This window comes from Pedococcus sp. P2_E4, assembly GCF_056403935.1.
This window is the reverse complement of the sequence record NZ_JBFUEO010000034.1, coordinates 1-12,797: the sequence shown is the minus strand read 5'-3', so window position 1 is coordinate 12,797 and position 12,797 is coordinate 1. Positions and strand designations below refer to the sequence as shown.

The window sequence follows — 12,797 nt, the reverse complement described above, 5'->3', positions numbered from 1 at the left end:
TCAGCCCTCGGCGACGACGACGGCCGAGGCGATCCCGGCGTCGTGGGAGAGGGAGACGTGCCAGGCGTGCACGCCGAGCGCCTCCGCCCGCGACTCGACGGTGCCCGTGATCACCAGGTGCGGACGCCCGTCCTCGCCCCGGCGCACGGTGGCGTCCTGCCAGTTGAGCCCGACGGGCGCCCCCAGGGCCTTGGCGAGCGCCTCCTTGGCGGCGAACCGGGCGGCGAGCGAGTTGAGCGGCAAGCCGCGCTCCTCGTCGGTGAACAGCCGGTCGCGCAGGCCGGGTGTGCGCTCCAGGGTCTCGCCGAAGCGCGCCACGTCGACGACGTCGATGCCGACGCCCACGATCATCGGGGCGCGCTCACTCGACCGTGACCGACTTGGCGAGGTTGCGCGGCTGGTCGACGTCGAGGCCCTTGGCGGTCGACAGGTGCAGGGCGAACACCTGCAGCGGCACCACGGTGAGCAGCGGCGCCAGCAACGGAGAGGTGGCGGGCACGCGGATCACCTCGTCGGCGAACGGCAGCACGTCCTCGTCGCCGTCCTCGGCGACCACGATGGTGCGGGCGCCGCGTGCCCGGATCTCCTGGATGTTGGAGACGACCTTCTTGTGCAGCTCGTGGGGAGTGCCCGGCCCGGGCACGACGATGAAGACCGGCTGGCCGGCGTCGATCAGCGCGATCGGTCCGTGCTTGAGCTCTCCGGCGGCGAAGCCCTCGGCGTGGATGTAGGCGAGCTCCTTGAGCTTGAGAGCGCCCTCCATGGCCACCGGGTAGCCGACGTTCCGGCCGAGGAAGAGCACGGAGCGGGTGTCCGCCATGAACCGGGCGATCTCCTTGACGCGGTCCATCCGCCCCAGCAGCTCCTCGAGCTTGGCGGGGACCTCGTGCAGCTCCTTCATCACCGACTGCGCGTCGTCGGCGAAGGTGCCCCCGCGCAGCTGGGCGAGGTAGAGGCCGAGGACGTAGCAGGCCGTGATCTGGGCGAGGAACGCCTTGGTCGAGGCGACCGCGATCTCGGGACCCGCGTGCGTGTAGAGCACGGCGTCCGACTCGCGCGGGATGGTCGAGCCGTGGGTGTTGCAGATCGACAGGGTCAGCGCCCCGAGCTCGTGGGCGTGCTTGACCGCCATCAGGGTGTCCATGGTCTCGCCGGACTGGCTGATCGAGACGACCAGCGTGCGGTCGCTCGCGATCGGGTCGGAGTAGCGGAACTCGTGGGCGAGGGCCACCTCGACGGGGATGCGAGTCCAGTGCTCGATCGCGTACTTGGCGACCATGCCCGCGTAGGCGGCCGTCCCGCAGGCCACGATGATGATGCGGTCGACCGCGCGCAGCTGGTCCTCGGTGATCGACATGTCGTCGAGCACCAGCCGGCCCTCGAGGTCGGTGCGCCCCAGGAGCGTGTCGCCGACGGCGTGCGGCTGCTCGTAGATCTCCTTCTCCATGAAGGTGGCGTAGCCGCCCTTCTCGGCGGCTGCGGCGTCCCACGTGACCTCGTAGCGCTTGCCCTCGGCCGGCGACCCGTCGAAGTTGATGACGGTGTGCGCCTCGGGGGTGATCGTGACGATCTGGTCCTGGCCGAGCTCGAGCGCCTGACGGGTGTGCCCGATGAAGGCGGCGACGTCGGAGCCGAGGAAGTTCTCACCGTCGCCGAGGCCGACCACGAGCGGGCTGTTGCGCCGGGCGCCCACGACGACCCCGGGCTGGTCCGCGTGGACGGCCAGCAGGGTGAAGGCCCCCTCGAGCCGGTTGACGACCGACCGCATGGCCTCGGTGAGGTCCCCGGTCTCGGCGAACGCGCTGGCCACGAGGTGGGCCGCCACCTCGGTGTCGGTCTCGCTCTCGAACCCGACGCCCTGGGCGAGCAGCCCCTGCTTGAGCTGGTGGAAGTTCTCGATGATGCCGTTGTGGATCAGGGCGAGCTTGCCGTCGTCGCCGCCGCGGTGGGGGTGGGCGTTCTGGTCGGTCGGACCGCCGTGCGTCGCCCAGCGGGTGTGGCCGATGCCGGTGGTGGCTCCGGGGAGCCGGTCGGCCTCGAGGGCGTCCTGCAGGTTGACGAGCTTGCCGGCGCGCTTCGCGGTGGAGACGCCGTCCTCGGTCACGAGTGCGACCCCTGCGGAGTCGTACCCGCGGTACTCGAGCCTCGCCAGGCCCTCCATGACGACGTCCAGGGCCTTGCCGTCCGCGTTCGGGCCCACATATCCCACGATTCCGCACATGGGAGGCAGCCTATCCGCCACCCGGGTGACCCACCGCACGAGACCGGCCGCCCGGGCGGTGAGCAACAATGGCGCCCGTGAGCCACCCCGCGAACGGCGCAGGCGCCCTTCCCTCGCCCTACGTCGAGCTCGACCGCGCCGCGTGGTCCCGGCTCCGCGAGAACCACCCGCTGTCGCTCGACGCCGAGGACGTCGCCCGGTTGCGCGGTCTCGGCGACTCGCTCGACCTCGCCGAGGTGGAGGAGGTCTACCTCCCCCTTTCGCGACTGCTGAACTTCTACGTGGGCGCGACCGCGGGACTGCACCGCATCACGACCGACTTCCTCGGCGAGCGGCCGGCCAAGACGCCGTTCATCATCGGCGTGGCCGGGTCCGTGGCGGTCGGCAAGTCGACGACTGCCCGACTCCTCCAGGAGCTCCTGTCGCGGTGGCCCGGCACGCCCGAGGTGCAGCTGGTCACGACCGATGGCTTCCTCTATCCGAACGCCGAGCTGCAGCGGCGAAACCTGTTGCACCGCAAGGGATTTCCCGAGTCCTACAACCGCCGGGCGCTGCTGCGCTTCGTCGCCGAGGTCAAGGCCGGCAAGGCCGAGGTCAGCGCCCCGGTCTACTCGCACCTGACCTATGACATCGTCCCTGACGTCGAGATCGTCGTCCGCCAACCCGACGTGCTCATCGTCGAGGGCCTCAACGTCCTGCAGGCGCCGAGGGTCCAGGAGGACGGGCGCACGGGGATGGCGGTCAGCGACTTCTTCGACTTCTCCGTCTATGTCGACGCGCACCTCGACGACATCCGGCAGTGGTACGTCGAGCGTTTCCTGCGCCTGCGCGAGACCGCCTTCGCCGACCCGCACTCCTACTTCCACCGCTATGCCGCGTTGTCCGACGACGAAGCCAAGGCCACGGCGTCACGGATCTGGGCCGAGATCAACGAGGTCAACCTGCGCGAGAACGTCCTGCCCACGCGCAGCCGCGCCACCCTGGTGCTGGCCAAGGGCAAGGACCACGGTGTGCGCCGGATCCGCCTGCGCAAGCTCTGAGGACGGTATGCCGGGTGGGCCAGTGGTCCCCCGGGCCCGCCCCGCGCTGCCCGTCCCTGCGGGCTCCTGCCGGCTCGGCGCATGATGGGGGCATGAGCGAGCAGAGCAGCCAGCCCGGCCGGGCCACCCGCACCGAGCACGACTCGATGGGCGACGTGGAGGTGCCGGCCGACGCCCTGTGGGGCGCCCAGACGGCCCGGGCCGTCGAGAACTTCCCGATCTCGGGCCAGCCAGTCCCGCCCGGCGTCGTGCACGCCCTGGCCCTGCTCAAGGCCGCGGCTGCCGAGGTCAACGCCGAACTGGGGGTCCTCGATCAGGCTCGCGCCTCGGCGATCGCCGAGGCCGCCGCCCAGGTGGCCGACGGTCGCCACGACGAGCAGTTCCCGATCGACGTGTTCCAGACCGGCTCCGGGACCAGCACCAACATGAACGTCAACGAGGTCGTGGCCCGAATCGCGCACCTGGCCACCGGCGAGGCCGTGCACCCGAACGACCACGTCAACGCCGGCCAGTCGAGCAACGACACGTTCCCGAGCGCCCTGCGGATCGCGGCCACGGTGGCGGTCCACCGCGGCCTGGCCCCCAGCCTGCTGCACCTCGCCAAGGCCCTGCGGGCCAAGGAGTCCGAGTTCTCCGACGTCGTGAAGGCCGGCCGCACCCACCTCATGGACGCGGTGCCGGTGACGCTCGGCCAGGAGTTCGGGGGGTACGCCCGGCAGGTCGAGCTGGGCGCGCAGCGGGTCCTCGTGGGGGCGCAGGCCACGGCCGAGCTGCCCCTCGGCGGCACGGCCGCGGGGACCGGGCTCAACGCGGCTCCGGGGTTCGCGGCGGCCGTCATCGCCCGCGTCAGCGAGCGCACCGGCATCGCCTTCCGCGAGGCGGCCGACCACTTCGAGGCGCAGTCGGCCCAGGACGCCGTGGTCGAGCTGAGCGGTGCACTGCGGGTCGTGGCGGTCAGCCTCACGAAGGTCTGCAACGACCTGCGCTGGATGTCGTCGGGCCCTCGCTCAGGGCTCGGGGAGATCAGGCTGCCGGACCTCCAACCCGGGTCGAGCATCATGCCGGGCAAGGTCAACCCGGTGATCCCCGAGGCCACGCTGATGGCGTGCGCCCAGGTGATCGGCAACGACACCGCCATCACCGTGGCCGGCGCCTCCGGCGCCTTCGAGCTCAACGTCATGCTGCCGGTCCTGGCCCGCAACATCCTCGAGTCGACCCACCTGCTGGCCGTGACCAGCCGCCTCCTCGCCGACCGCTGTGTCTCCGGCATCGAGGCCGACCGGGACCGCGCCAGGGAGCTCGCCGAGGGGTCGCCGTCCATCGTCACCCCCCTCAACCGGTACATCGGGTACGAGGCCGCCGCCGCCGTCGCCAAGCAGTCCATCGCCGAGCGTCGCCCGATCCGGGATGTCGTCGTGGAGCGTGGCCACGTCGCGAGCGGCGAGCTCACCGAGGAGCAGCTCGACGAGGCGCTCGACGTCCTCGCGATGACCCGCCCGCCCCGCTGAGAGGCGCCCGGGGCGCAGGCGCGGCACACCGCATACCGAGGACCCGGCCACCACACGACGAAGCCGCACCCCGAGGGGTGCGGCTTCGTGGTCGGTGCGTTGGGCCGTGGCTCAGTACCAGTGCGGCGACCGGCCCTGCCACGCACTCCAGGCGCCACACGGGGTGCCGTAGGAGCTCTTGATGTACTGCAGGCCCCACTTGATCTGGGTGACCGGGTTGGTGAGGTAGTCGTCGCCCACGGTGGCCATCTTGGACGCCGGCAGGGACTGCGGGATGCCGTAGGCGCCGGAGGAGGAGTTCGTGGCGGTGTAGCGCCAGCCGCTCTCGCCGTGCCAGAGGTTGTCCAGGCAGGACCACTGGCTGTCGTCGAAGCCATAGTCGCCGAGCAGCGCCCGGGCAGCGCCACGGGGGTCCTTCTGGGCGTTGGCGATCAGGGCCTGCTTCTTGGCCTCGAGGGCCTTGCGGGCCTTGTCGCGTGCGGCCTTCTTGGCGGCCTCGCGGCGGGCCTCGTCGGCTGCCTTGGCGGCCTCGACGGCGGCGAGGCGCGCGCGCTCCTGGGCGGCGGCGCTGCTGGCGTTGGTGTCGTTGCGGTCGGCAGCGAGGCGGGCGGAGTCCTCGATCTGCGTGTCCGAGAGCTCGTTGGCCTGGGCGATCGCCTCGGTGCTGATGGTGAAGCCTGCCGTGCCGGCCTGCTGCCCGCTGGCCTGGTAGCCCGCCGCAGTCGTCGCGAGGACGGCGAGCAGCACGCTCGAGGTGACCGCGGGGCGACGGATCGCCCGCGCGAGACCGGAGGACCGAGTGGGCTTCCTGCCGTGGGTCGACACGTTGCGGTGTCGACCGTGGTAGGCCTTGCTCATACGGTGTTCCTCCAAAGGAGAAGCCACCATCGCGGGTGGCCTCATCGGTGCCAGGGATCTGTGCGCCCAGTCGCCTCGTGAAGTCGCGATCCGGCACGTTATGAAACCGAGACCTTACCCGAGGCATACCCATGACCACCAATCGCCCTGTGCACTTCTGGGGCCCCTGTGACGGGTGAGGTGCAGGATTCATCCTTTCGGCTGACCCGCCGCACCACCTCCCGTGGTGGGGCTCACACGACGAGGACGCCCGCCGGGCCTCGTGGCCCGGCGGGCGTCGCCCCCTCACGCGTGCGGGGTCAGACCTCGAGCCCCTCGAGCAGGTCGGTCACGAGTGCCGCGATCGGGCTGCGCTCGGACCGGGTCAGGGTGACGTGGGCGAACAACGGGTGGCCCTTGAGCGCCTCGATCACTGCGGCGACGCCGTCGTGACGGCCGACCCGCAGGTTGTCCCGCTGGGCGACGTCGTGGGTGAGGACCACGCGGGAGTTCTGGCCGATGCGCGAGAGCACCGTCAGCAGGACGTTGCGCTCGAGGGACTGCGCCTCGTCCACGATGACGAACGCGTCGTGCAGCGAGCGTCCGCGGATGTGCGTGAGCGGCAGGACCTCGAGCATGCCGCGGTCCATGATCTCCTCGACCACCTCGTGCGACACCAGGGCGCCGAGGGTGTCGAAGACGGCCTGCGCCCACGGGCCCATCTTCTCGGACTCGCTGCCGGGCAGGTAGCCGAGCTCCTGGCCACCCACGGCGTACAGCGGGCGGAAGACGACGACCTTGCGCTGCTGGCGCCGCTCCATGACCGCCTCGATGCCGGCGCAGAGGGCGAGCGCCGACTTGCCCGTGCCGGCGCGCCCACCGAGCGACACGATGCCCACGTCGGGGTCGAGCAGGATGTCGAGCGCGATGCGCTGCTCGGCGCTGCGACCGTGCAGGCCGAACGCGTCACGGTCGCCACGGACCAGACGCACCTGCTTGTCGGCACCGACCCGCCCCAGACCGCTGCCCCGCGGCGAGAGCAGGACGACACCGGTGTGGCAGGGCATCTCGGCGGCGGCGGCGTTCTCGATGCGACCGTGCTCGTAGAGCGAGTCCATCTCCTCGGTGGTGACGTCCAGCTCGGCCATGCCGGTCCAGCCGGAGTCGATGGCCAGCTCGGCGCGGTACTCCTCGGCGGCCAGGCCCACGGCCGACGCCTTGACGCGCATCGGCAGGTCCTTGCTGACGATGGTGACGTCGAAGCCCTCGTTGGACAGGTTCTTGGCGACCGAGAGGATCCGGGTGTCGTTGTCGCCGAGGCGGAAGCCCGCCGGCAACGACGCGGGGTCCGTGTGGTTGAGCTCGACCCGCAGGGTGCCGCCCTCGTCGCCGACGGAGACGGGCGCGTCGAGCCGGCCCTGGCTGATCCGCAGGTCGTCGAGCAGCCGCAGCGCCTGGCGCGCGAAGTAGCCGAGCTCGGGGTGGTGACGCTTGGCCTCGAGCTCGGTGACCACGACAACCGGCAGGACGACCTCGTGCTCCTTGAACCGCACCATCGCGCGCGGGTCGGACAACAGCACCGAGGTGTCGAGGACGAACGTGCGACTGGGCGTCGGGGACTCGGTGGCCTCGGGGGTTCGGACGCCGGCCTTGGTGCTGGACTTCGAGCCGGCCTGGGCACGGACCGACGTGGCCTTGCGGGGCGAAGCGACGGGGTTGTCGTGGTTCGAAGCCAATGTCTCTCCTTGGCACAGCGCGCCGCACCCGGCGCAGTGCGCCTACTCGCGACCGAGGTGCCGGGACCAGGCGCCACCACTGCGGTGGGGCCGGGTCCGGCCCTCCGCCCGGAGCTGGATCTGCTCCATAGGTTGGCCTCCCCGAACGCGGGACGGGTGCCCCGCGTCACTACGGACGGTACGACCCACCCGACCCCGTGGAGGGCAACCTCGCGGCGTGTCATCCAGAGTTAACCCGTTGGCCCGATACGCCCCTCGGACGTTGGTATGCCGCGGTGCCCCTCAGCCGCCGCTGAGCCCCCTTTTCGGCGGCTCAGCCGCCGCTGAGCCCTTGGTCGGCGCCTAGCCGCCACGGAGCCCTTGGTCGGCGCCTAGCCGCCACGGAGCCCTTGGTCGGCTACCCGCCGAAGCGGCGGTTGCGCTCGGAGTAGGCGCGCAGCGCGCGCAGGAAGTCGACGTGCCGGAAGTCCGGCCAGTAGGCCTCGCAGAAGTAGAACTCGCTGTGCGCGCTCTGCCAGAGGAGGAACCCCGAGAGCCGCTGCTCCCCGGACGTCCGGATCACCAGGTCGGGGTCGGGCTGGCCCTTGGTGTAGAGGTGCTCGGCGATGTGCTCCACCTGGAGCGTCTCGGCGAGCTCCTCGATGGTCGTGCCGTTCGCGGCGTGCGCCATCAGCATCGACCGCACCGCGTCGGTGATCTCCTGCCGGCCGCCGTAGCCGACGGCGACGTTGACGGTGATGCCCTGCACGTCCTCGGTGAGGTCGGCGCTCTCCTTGAGGCTCTGGGCGGTGTGGGCCGGGAGCAGGTCGAGCGACCCGACGGGGTTGATCTTCCAGCGCTTGGTGGCGGCGAGGTCGGCGACGGCGGTCTCGATGATCGACAGCAGCGGCCCCACCTCGGCGGCGGGCCGGCTGAGGTTGTCGGTGGACAGCAGCCACAACGTGACGACCTCGACCCTGGCCTCCTCGCACCACTCGAGGAAGTTGGCGATGTTGTCGGCCCCGGCCTGGTGGCCTTCCTTGGTGCCGTGGCCGCGCTCGGCCGCCCAGCGCCGGTTGCCGTCGAGCATCACGCCGACGTGGCGCGGGAGGGTCGCCCTCGACAGCCGGCGTGCGAGCCGCCGCTCGTACGCGGCATACAGGAAGTCGGTCAGCGCCACGGCCACCACGCTACTCCCGCCCCCGGGCGCAGGGCGGTCAGGAGCGGTGAGCGGGTTCCGGCGCGCCCGCGAGGGGGACCTCACAACCTACGCAGTAGTAACCTACGGTTGCGTAGGTTACAGTGGACGCATGACCACCGAACCCAGGACCGACACCGGCCGGGGCGACCAGGGCCCGTTCGAGTCCGTCGTCGCCGCCGTCAAGCCGCACCTGCGGGGCTGGCTGCACGCCGGCATGGTGCCCCTGTCGCTCGCTGCCGGCATCGTGCTCATCGCGCTTGCCCCCACGACCAACGCTCGCATCGCCGCCACCGTGTTCTCCGTGACCGCCTGGCTGCTCTTCGGCACGTCCGCGGTCTACCACCGCGGCAACTGGTCCCCCACCGTGGCCGGTGTGCTCAAGCGGATGGACCACTCCAACATCTTCCTCATCATCGCCGGGACGTACACACCCTTCGCCCTGCTGCTCCCCCGCGGCCAGGCCGTGCAGATGCTGCTGATCGTGTGGATCGGCGCCATCGGCGGCGTGCTCTTCCGCGTCTTCTGGGTCGGGGCGCCGCGCTGGCTGTACACCCCGATCTACGTGGCCCTCGGATGGGTCGCCGTGTTCTACATGGGCCCGCTGCTGCACTTCGGTGGCCCCGCCATCGTGACGCTGCTCGCCGTGGGCGGCCTGCTCTACACCGCCGGCGCCCTCGTCTACGGCATCAAGCGGCCGAACCCGTCACCGCGCTGGTTCGGGTTCCACGAGATCTTCCACACGCTGACCGTCGCCGCGTTCGTCGTGCACTACATCGCGGTGGCGATGTCGGTCTACGGCGCCGGCCCCTCCGCCTGACCGGTCCCGGTCAGCCGTCGGGGTTGGTCTGCCACAGCCCCACGACGTTGCCCTCGCTGTCGCGGAAGTAGGCCGACCACCCCATCTGCGCCACAGGCGACTTGGCCGCCACCGCCTGGCCGCCCCGGGCCTCGACCTCGCGCAGCGTGGCGTCGATGTCCTCGACGTCGATCACCACGCGCGGTCCGGTGAGGTTCCCCTCGTTGGCACCCATCCCGCCGTTGATGAAACCCGGCTCCGTGGGCCCCTGGTCTCCTGAAGGGCCAGTGGTCACCATCGAGTAGTCCATGCCCGGGAACGTCTGGATGTCCCAGCCGAACAGCTCGGTGTAGAACGTGGACGCGCGGTCGCGGTCCTCGTACGGCAGCTCGAAGTGCACGATCCGACCACTCATGACAGGTCCTCCCGGGAGCGGCCCCGTCCCACGGCGCGGGACTAGGGGTGGGTGGGGCCAGTCTGCTCCGGATCGTCGGTCCCGTCATCCGGCGTGGCGCCGTCGGAGGCGCCCGGGGTGGCTGGGTCCGAGCCCGGACGCCGGGCGTTCTTCGCGGCCTTGCTCGCCTCGGCCTCGGCCTGCGCCTCGCGGGCGAGCTCCTCCGAGCGGTAGGACATCCGCCGCATCCGCGCGTTCATGTTGCGCATCAGCAGGTACAGGGCGAGCGCCAGCAGGAAGAAGGCCAGGAACCCCCACAGCCCGGGGCTCACCATCGAGGACGGGGCGCCGTTCACGAGCGGGCCTCCTTGCGGCCGTCGTAGCGGATCGCGAGGTCGGCGCTGGTCGCGAGCGCGTCGCCGGCGGCGGCGTCGTCGATCCCCGCGAACAGGTCGGTCTCGACCGGCACGACAGGCACGTAGGAGACCGCTGCCTCGAAGTCCTCCGTCGGCCAGATCCGCTGCTGGAGCTCACGCGGCACGTGGAACCACGAGCCGTCCGGGTCGACCTGCGTGGCGTGCGCCAGCAGTGCCTGGTCGCGCTTGTCGAAGTAGTCCGCGCACTCGACCCGGGTGGTGATGGTGCGGTTGCGAGCGGGGTCCCAGCCCTCCAGCCACTCGGCATACGGGCTCTCGAGACCGGCCTCGAGCATCGCCTCGTGGTACGCGGCGTACTTGTCGCGGTTGTGAGCCGTGTAGTAGATCTTCAGCGGCTGCCAGGGCTCCCCCGCGTGCGGGTATGCGGTGGGGTCACCGGCCGCCTCGAAGGCCGACATCGACACCGTGTGGCACATGATGTGGTCGGGGTGCGGGTAGCCGCCGTTCTCGTCGTAGGTCGTCATGACGTGCGGCCTGAAGCGGCGGATCTCACGGACGAGCGCCTCGGTCGTCACGTCGATCGGCTCGAGCGCGAAGCACCCGTCCGGCAGTGGCGGGAGCGGGTCGCCCTCGGGCAGGCCGGAGTCCACGAACCCCAGCCAGGTGTGCTGGACGCCGAGGATTTCCTGGGCCCGCATCATCTCGTCGCGGCGCACCTGCGCCAGGTCGCGAGCGATGTGCGGGTCGTCCTTGAGGTGCGGGTTGAGCACGTCACCGCGCTCGCCCCCTGTGCACGAGACCACGAGCACGTCCACCCCGTCGGCGACGTACTTGGCACTCGTCGCGGCACCCTTGCTCGACTCGTCGTCGGGGTGCGCGTGCACCGCCATGAGTCGCAACCGGTCAGCCACCTGCTCAACCTCTTTCACCAGCACCGAAAGCCATCACGGACAATGGGTGCAGTCCGCCGGGCGAACCACACCGTTCGCCATCCTCTCACCCAGTCGAGGAACACCCATGCCGCTCCCCCGTCCCACCCCCGGCACCGGCAGGTGGTGGGTGGTCGGCATCGTCGGCTGCACGCTCGGCTCGGCGCTGGCCATCTGGCTGGGGCTGGCCAACTCCGTGGGGCAGGTGACGTTCACGGACACCGGGTTCAAGGTCGTCGACGACCGCAGCGTCCGGGTCGAGTTCGACGTGCACCGCTCACCCGGTCAGGCGGTCACCTGCCGGGTGCGCGCCCTCGACCAGGCCTTCGGTGTCGTCGGCGTGGTCACGGTGGACGTGCCGCCGACACAGGAGCGCTCGATCCACCAGGAGACGGTCGTGCGCACGACGTCCCGCGCCGTCACGGGCGTCGTGGAGTCCTGCGCCGGAGCCTGACCACCGTCGCGGCCCGGACCGCTGCCAGCAACCCGACGACGGAAGTGACCGCGAGCAGCGCCAGCTGGAAGGCGAACAGGCCCGCGCCCAGCTCGTCGTTGCGCAGCCCGCCGTCGAAGAACCCCGAGACCACGCTCACCAGGCAGGCGACGGCCAGGAGGACGGCAGCGACCGCGGCCCACCGGTTCTGCCACCGGTTCGCGACCACCACGAGCAGGACCTGGGCCACGATCATGGGCACCGGCGCCGCGAGCAGGGCCTCGGGACCCCACGCCTCGCCCCAGGTGTTGACCGAGCTCGCGACCGCGAGCAGTCCGCCGACGAGGTCGGTGAGGACCAGGACGGCCATCGCGACCCGCAGTCGACGCACCGAGGTGTCGGCGTCGGGGGTCGTCGTCGGGGTGCTCACCGTGGTGCTGGTCATGCCGTCGCTCCTTCGATCCTGCGGGTTGGTCCGGGGCCGGGGTGTCCGACGCGACCAGAGTGCCGGGTCGCACTTGGGACTGTCTTGGGGTCGCCCCGCGGGACGCCGTGGGGCGCCTCACCCCGGGTGCCGCCGCACCCGCCATACAACGCTCTGACCTGCGCATTCGTCGCGTGGAGGGGTCTGGCGCGAGTCCGTCCGATCGGCTGGTTGACTTCGGACAGAATGGACCGTTTCCGGCGTCTCGCGGTAGCATTGTCCTTTCACCAAGCGGTCTGGACCTGACGACATGGTCGGGGTCCGGGCCGCTACGCGTACATGCCCCTAGGTGCCTCGACGGCGCCGGACGGGACCCCGATCAAGGAGTAACACCGTGAGCGAGACCGCGACCCCCACCGCGAGCTACCTGACCCAGGAGGCCTTCGACCGACTGAAGGCCGAGCTGGACCAGCTCTCCGGCGTCGGCCGCACGGAGATCGCCAAGAAGATCGAGGCGGCCCGTGAGGAAGGCGACCTGAAGGAGAACGGCGGCTACCACGCAGCCAAGGAGGAGCAGGGCAAGATGGAGGCCCGCATCCGCCAGCTGACCCAGCTGCTCGAGAACGCCACCGTCGGCACCAAGCCCGCCGACGACGGCGTGGTGGAGCCCGGCATGGTGGTCACCGTCGACATGTTCGGCGACGACGTCACCTTCCTGCTCGGCTCGCGCGAGATCGCCGGCGACAGCGACCTCGACGTCTACAGCGAGAAGTCCCCGCTCGGAGCCGCCATCAACGGCAAGAAGATCGGCGACAAGGCGTCCTACAACGCCCCCAACGGCAAGACCATCGCGGTGACCGTCAAGGCTGCCACGCCGTACGCCGGCTGACCGACGACCTCACCGCACCCCGAGGGGCCGCCC

14 protein-coding genes are annotated in these 12,797 nt (G+C 71.0%); 5 read left to right on the top strand and 9 right to left on the bottom strand.

The features are described 5' to 3' along the window. Together AC1DV7_RS14425 and glmS are read right to left on the bottom strand one after the other, a co-directional pair. Positions 1-351 carry a holo-ACP synthase gene (locus AC1DV7_RS14425; protein WP_477597828.1) on the bottom strand — a complete coding sequence of 117 codons (351 nt, stop codon included), beginning with the start codon at positions 349-351 and terminating at the stop codon, positions 1-3. 10 nt (positions 352-361) lie between these two features. After that, positions 362-2,221, bottom strand: a complete 1,860-nt coding sequence (gene glmS, locus AC1DV7_RS14420) for a glutamine--fructose-6-phosphate transaminase (isomerizing) (RefSeq protein ID WP_477597827.1) — start codon at positions 2,219-2,221, stop codon at positions 362-364. 68 nt (positions 2,222-2,289) lie between these two features. Between glmS and coaA the strand changes: the two genes are divergently transcribed. Both coaA and AC1DV7_RS14410 read left to right on the top strand, forming a co-directional pair. Beyond that, entirely contained in the window at positions 2,290-3,261 is a 972-nt protein-coding gene (coaA, locus tag AC1DV7_RS14415; RefSeq protein ID WP_477597826.1) for a type I pantothenate kinase, read from the top strand. Positions 3,262-3,353: 92 nt separating this feature from the next. After that, the gene (locus AC1DV7_RS14410) at positions 3,354-4,769 is read left to right on the top strand and encodes a class II fumarate hydratase (RefSeq protein ID WP_477597825.1); all 1,416 of its coding nucleotides are present in this window, start codon (positions 3,354-3,356) and stop codon (positions 4,767-4,769) included. Positions 4,770-4,880: 111 nt separating this feature from the next. On the opposite strand, the gene AC1DV7_RS14405 is transcribed toward AC1DV7_RS14410, so the two are convergent. The 3 genes from AC1DV7_RS14405 to AC1DV7_RS14395 all read right to left on the bottom strand — a co-directional run bounded on the left by AC1DV7_RS14405 (position 4,881) and on the right by AC1DV7_RS14395 (position 8,501). Next, a complete protein-coding gene (locus AC1DV7_RS14405; protein ID WP_477597824.1) occupies positions 4,881-5,627 on the bottom strand; it encodes an aggregation-promoting factor C-terminal-like domain-containing protein in 747 nt (248 codons plus the stop codon). A gap of 299 nt (positions 5,628-5,926) precedes the next feature. Continuing rightward, on the bottom strand, positions 5,927-7,162 hold the full coding sequence (locus AC1DV7_RS14400) for a PhoH family protein (RefSeq protein ID WP_477597847.1): 1,236 nt from the start codon (positions 7,160-7,162) through the stop codon (positions 5,927-5,929). A 577-nt stretch (positions 7,163-7,739) separates the two neighbouring features. Then, positions 7,740-8,501, bottom strand: a complete 762-nt coding sequence (locus AC1DV7_RS14395; protein WP_477597823.1) for an isoprenyl transferase — start codon at positions 8,499-8,501, stop codon at positions 7,740-7,742. A gap of 130 nt (positions 8,502-8,631) precedes the next feature. On the opposite strand from AC1DV7_RS14395, the gene trhA reads away from it, so the two are divergent. Next, a complete protein-coding gene (gene trhA / locus AC1DV7_RS14390) occupies positions 8,632-9,339 on the top strand; it encodes a PAQR family membrane homeostasis protein TrhA (protein WP_477597822.1) in 708 nt (235 codons plus the stop codon). A 10-nt stretch (positions 9,340-9,349) separates the two neighbouring features. On the opposite strand, the gene AC1DV7_RS14385 is transcribed toward trhA, so the two are convergent. The 3 genes from AC1DV7_RS14385 to mca are packed head-to-tail and all read right to left on the bottom strand — an operon-like array spanning position 9,350 to position 11,000. Further along, on the bottom strand, positions 9,350-9,733 hold the full coding sequence (locus AC1DV7_RS14385) for a VOC family protein (RefSeq protein WP_477597821.1): 384 nt from the start codon (positions 9,731-9,733) through the stop codon (positions 9,350-9,352). Between the two features lie 41 nt (positions 9,734-9,774). Continuing rightward, entirely contained in the window at positions 9,775-10,068 is a 294-nt protein-coding gene (locus tag AC1DV7_RS14380) for a hypothetical protein (RefSeq protein WP_477597820.1), read from the bottom strand. Further along, positions 10,065-11,000, bottom strand: coding sequence for a mycothiol conjugate amidase Mca (gene mca / locus AC1DV7_RS14375; RefSeq protein WP_477597819.1), 936 nt, complete (start codon positions 10,998-11,000; stop codon positions 10,065-10,067). The genes AC1DV7_RS14380 and mca overlap by 4 nt, the downstream gene beginning before the upstream one ends. Positions 11,001-11,106: 106 nt before the next feature. On the opposite strand from mca, the gene AC1DV7_RS14370 reads away from it, so the two are divergent. Beyond that, positions 11,107-11,472: a DUF4307 domain-containing protein gene (locus tag AC1DV7_RS14370; protein WP_477597818.1), complete on the top strand. Its 366-nt coding sequence runs from the start codon at positions 11,107-11,109 to the stop codon at positions 11,470-11,472. Here the strand turns inward: AC1DV7_RS14370 and AC1DV7_RS14365 are convergent. Further along, positions 11,438-11,896 (bottom strand): hypothetical protein, encoded by a 459-nt coding sequence (locus AC1DV7_RS14365; RefSeq protein ID WP_477597817.1) that lies wholly within the window; start codon positions 11,894-11,896, stop codon positions 11,438-11,440. The genes AC1DV7_RS14370 and AC1DV7_RS14365 overlap by 35 nt on opposite strands. 373 nt (positions 11,897-12,269) lie before the next feature. Here AC1DV7_RS14365 and greA point away from each other — a divergent pair, with 373 nt between their 5' ends. Further along, positions 12,270-12,764, top strand: coding sequence for a transcription elongation factor GreA (gene greA, locus AC1DV7_RS14360; protein ID WP_477597816.1), 495 nt, complete (start codon positions 12,270-12,272; stop codon positions 12,762-12,764). Positions 12,765-12,797: the final 33 nt, after the last annotated feature.

Coding starts and splice junctions, on each gene's coding strand:
- AC1DV7_RS14410 (WP_477597825.1), top strand. CDS start 3,354: ATGAGCGAGCAGAGCAGCCAGCCCGGCCGGGCCACCCGCACCGAGCAC.
- AC1DV7_RS14425 (WP_477597828.1), bottom strand. CDS start 351: ATGATCGTGGGCGTCGGCATCGACGTCGTCGACGTGGCGCGCTTCGGC.
- coaA (WP_477597826.1), top strand. CDS start 2,290: ATGGCGCCCGTGAGCCACCCCGCGAACGGCGCAGGCGCCCTTCCCTCG.
- AC1DV7_RS14370 (WP_477597818.1), top strand. CDS start 11,107: ATGCCGCTCCCCCGTCCCACCCCCGGCACCGGCAGGTGGTGGGTGGTC.
- AC1DV7_RS14365 (WP_477597817.1), bottom strand. CDS start 11,896: ATGACCAGCACCACGGTGAGCACCCCGACGACGACCCCCGACGCCGAC.
- AC1DV7_RS14385 (WP_477597821.1), bottom strand. CDS start 9,733: ATGAGTGGTCGGATCGTGCACTTCGAGCTGCCGTACGAGGACCGCGAC.
- trhA (WP_477597822.1), top strand. CDS start 8,632: ATGACCACCGAACCCAGGACCGACACCGGCCGGGGCGACCAGGGCCCG.
- glmS (WP_477597827.1), bottom strand. CDS start 2,221: ATGTGCGGAATCGTGGGATATGTGGGCCCGAACGCGGACGGCAAGGCC.
- AC1DV7_RS14400 (WP_477597847.1), bottom strand. CDS start 7,162: ATGGTGCGGTTCAAGGAGCACGAGGTCGTCCTGCCGGTTGTCGTGGTC.
- AC1DV7_RS14405 (WP_477597824.1), bottom strand. CDS start 5,627: ATGAGCAAGGCCTACCACGGTCGACACCGCAACGTGTCGACCCACGGC.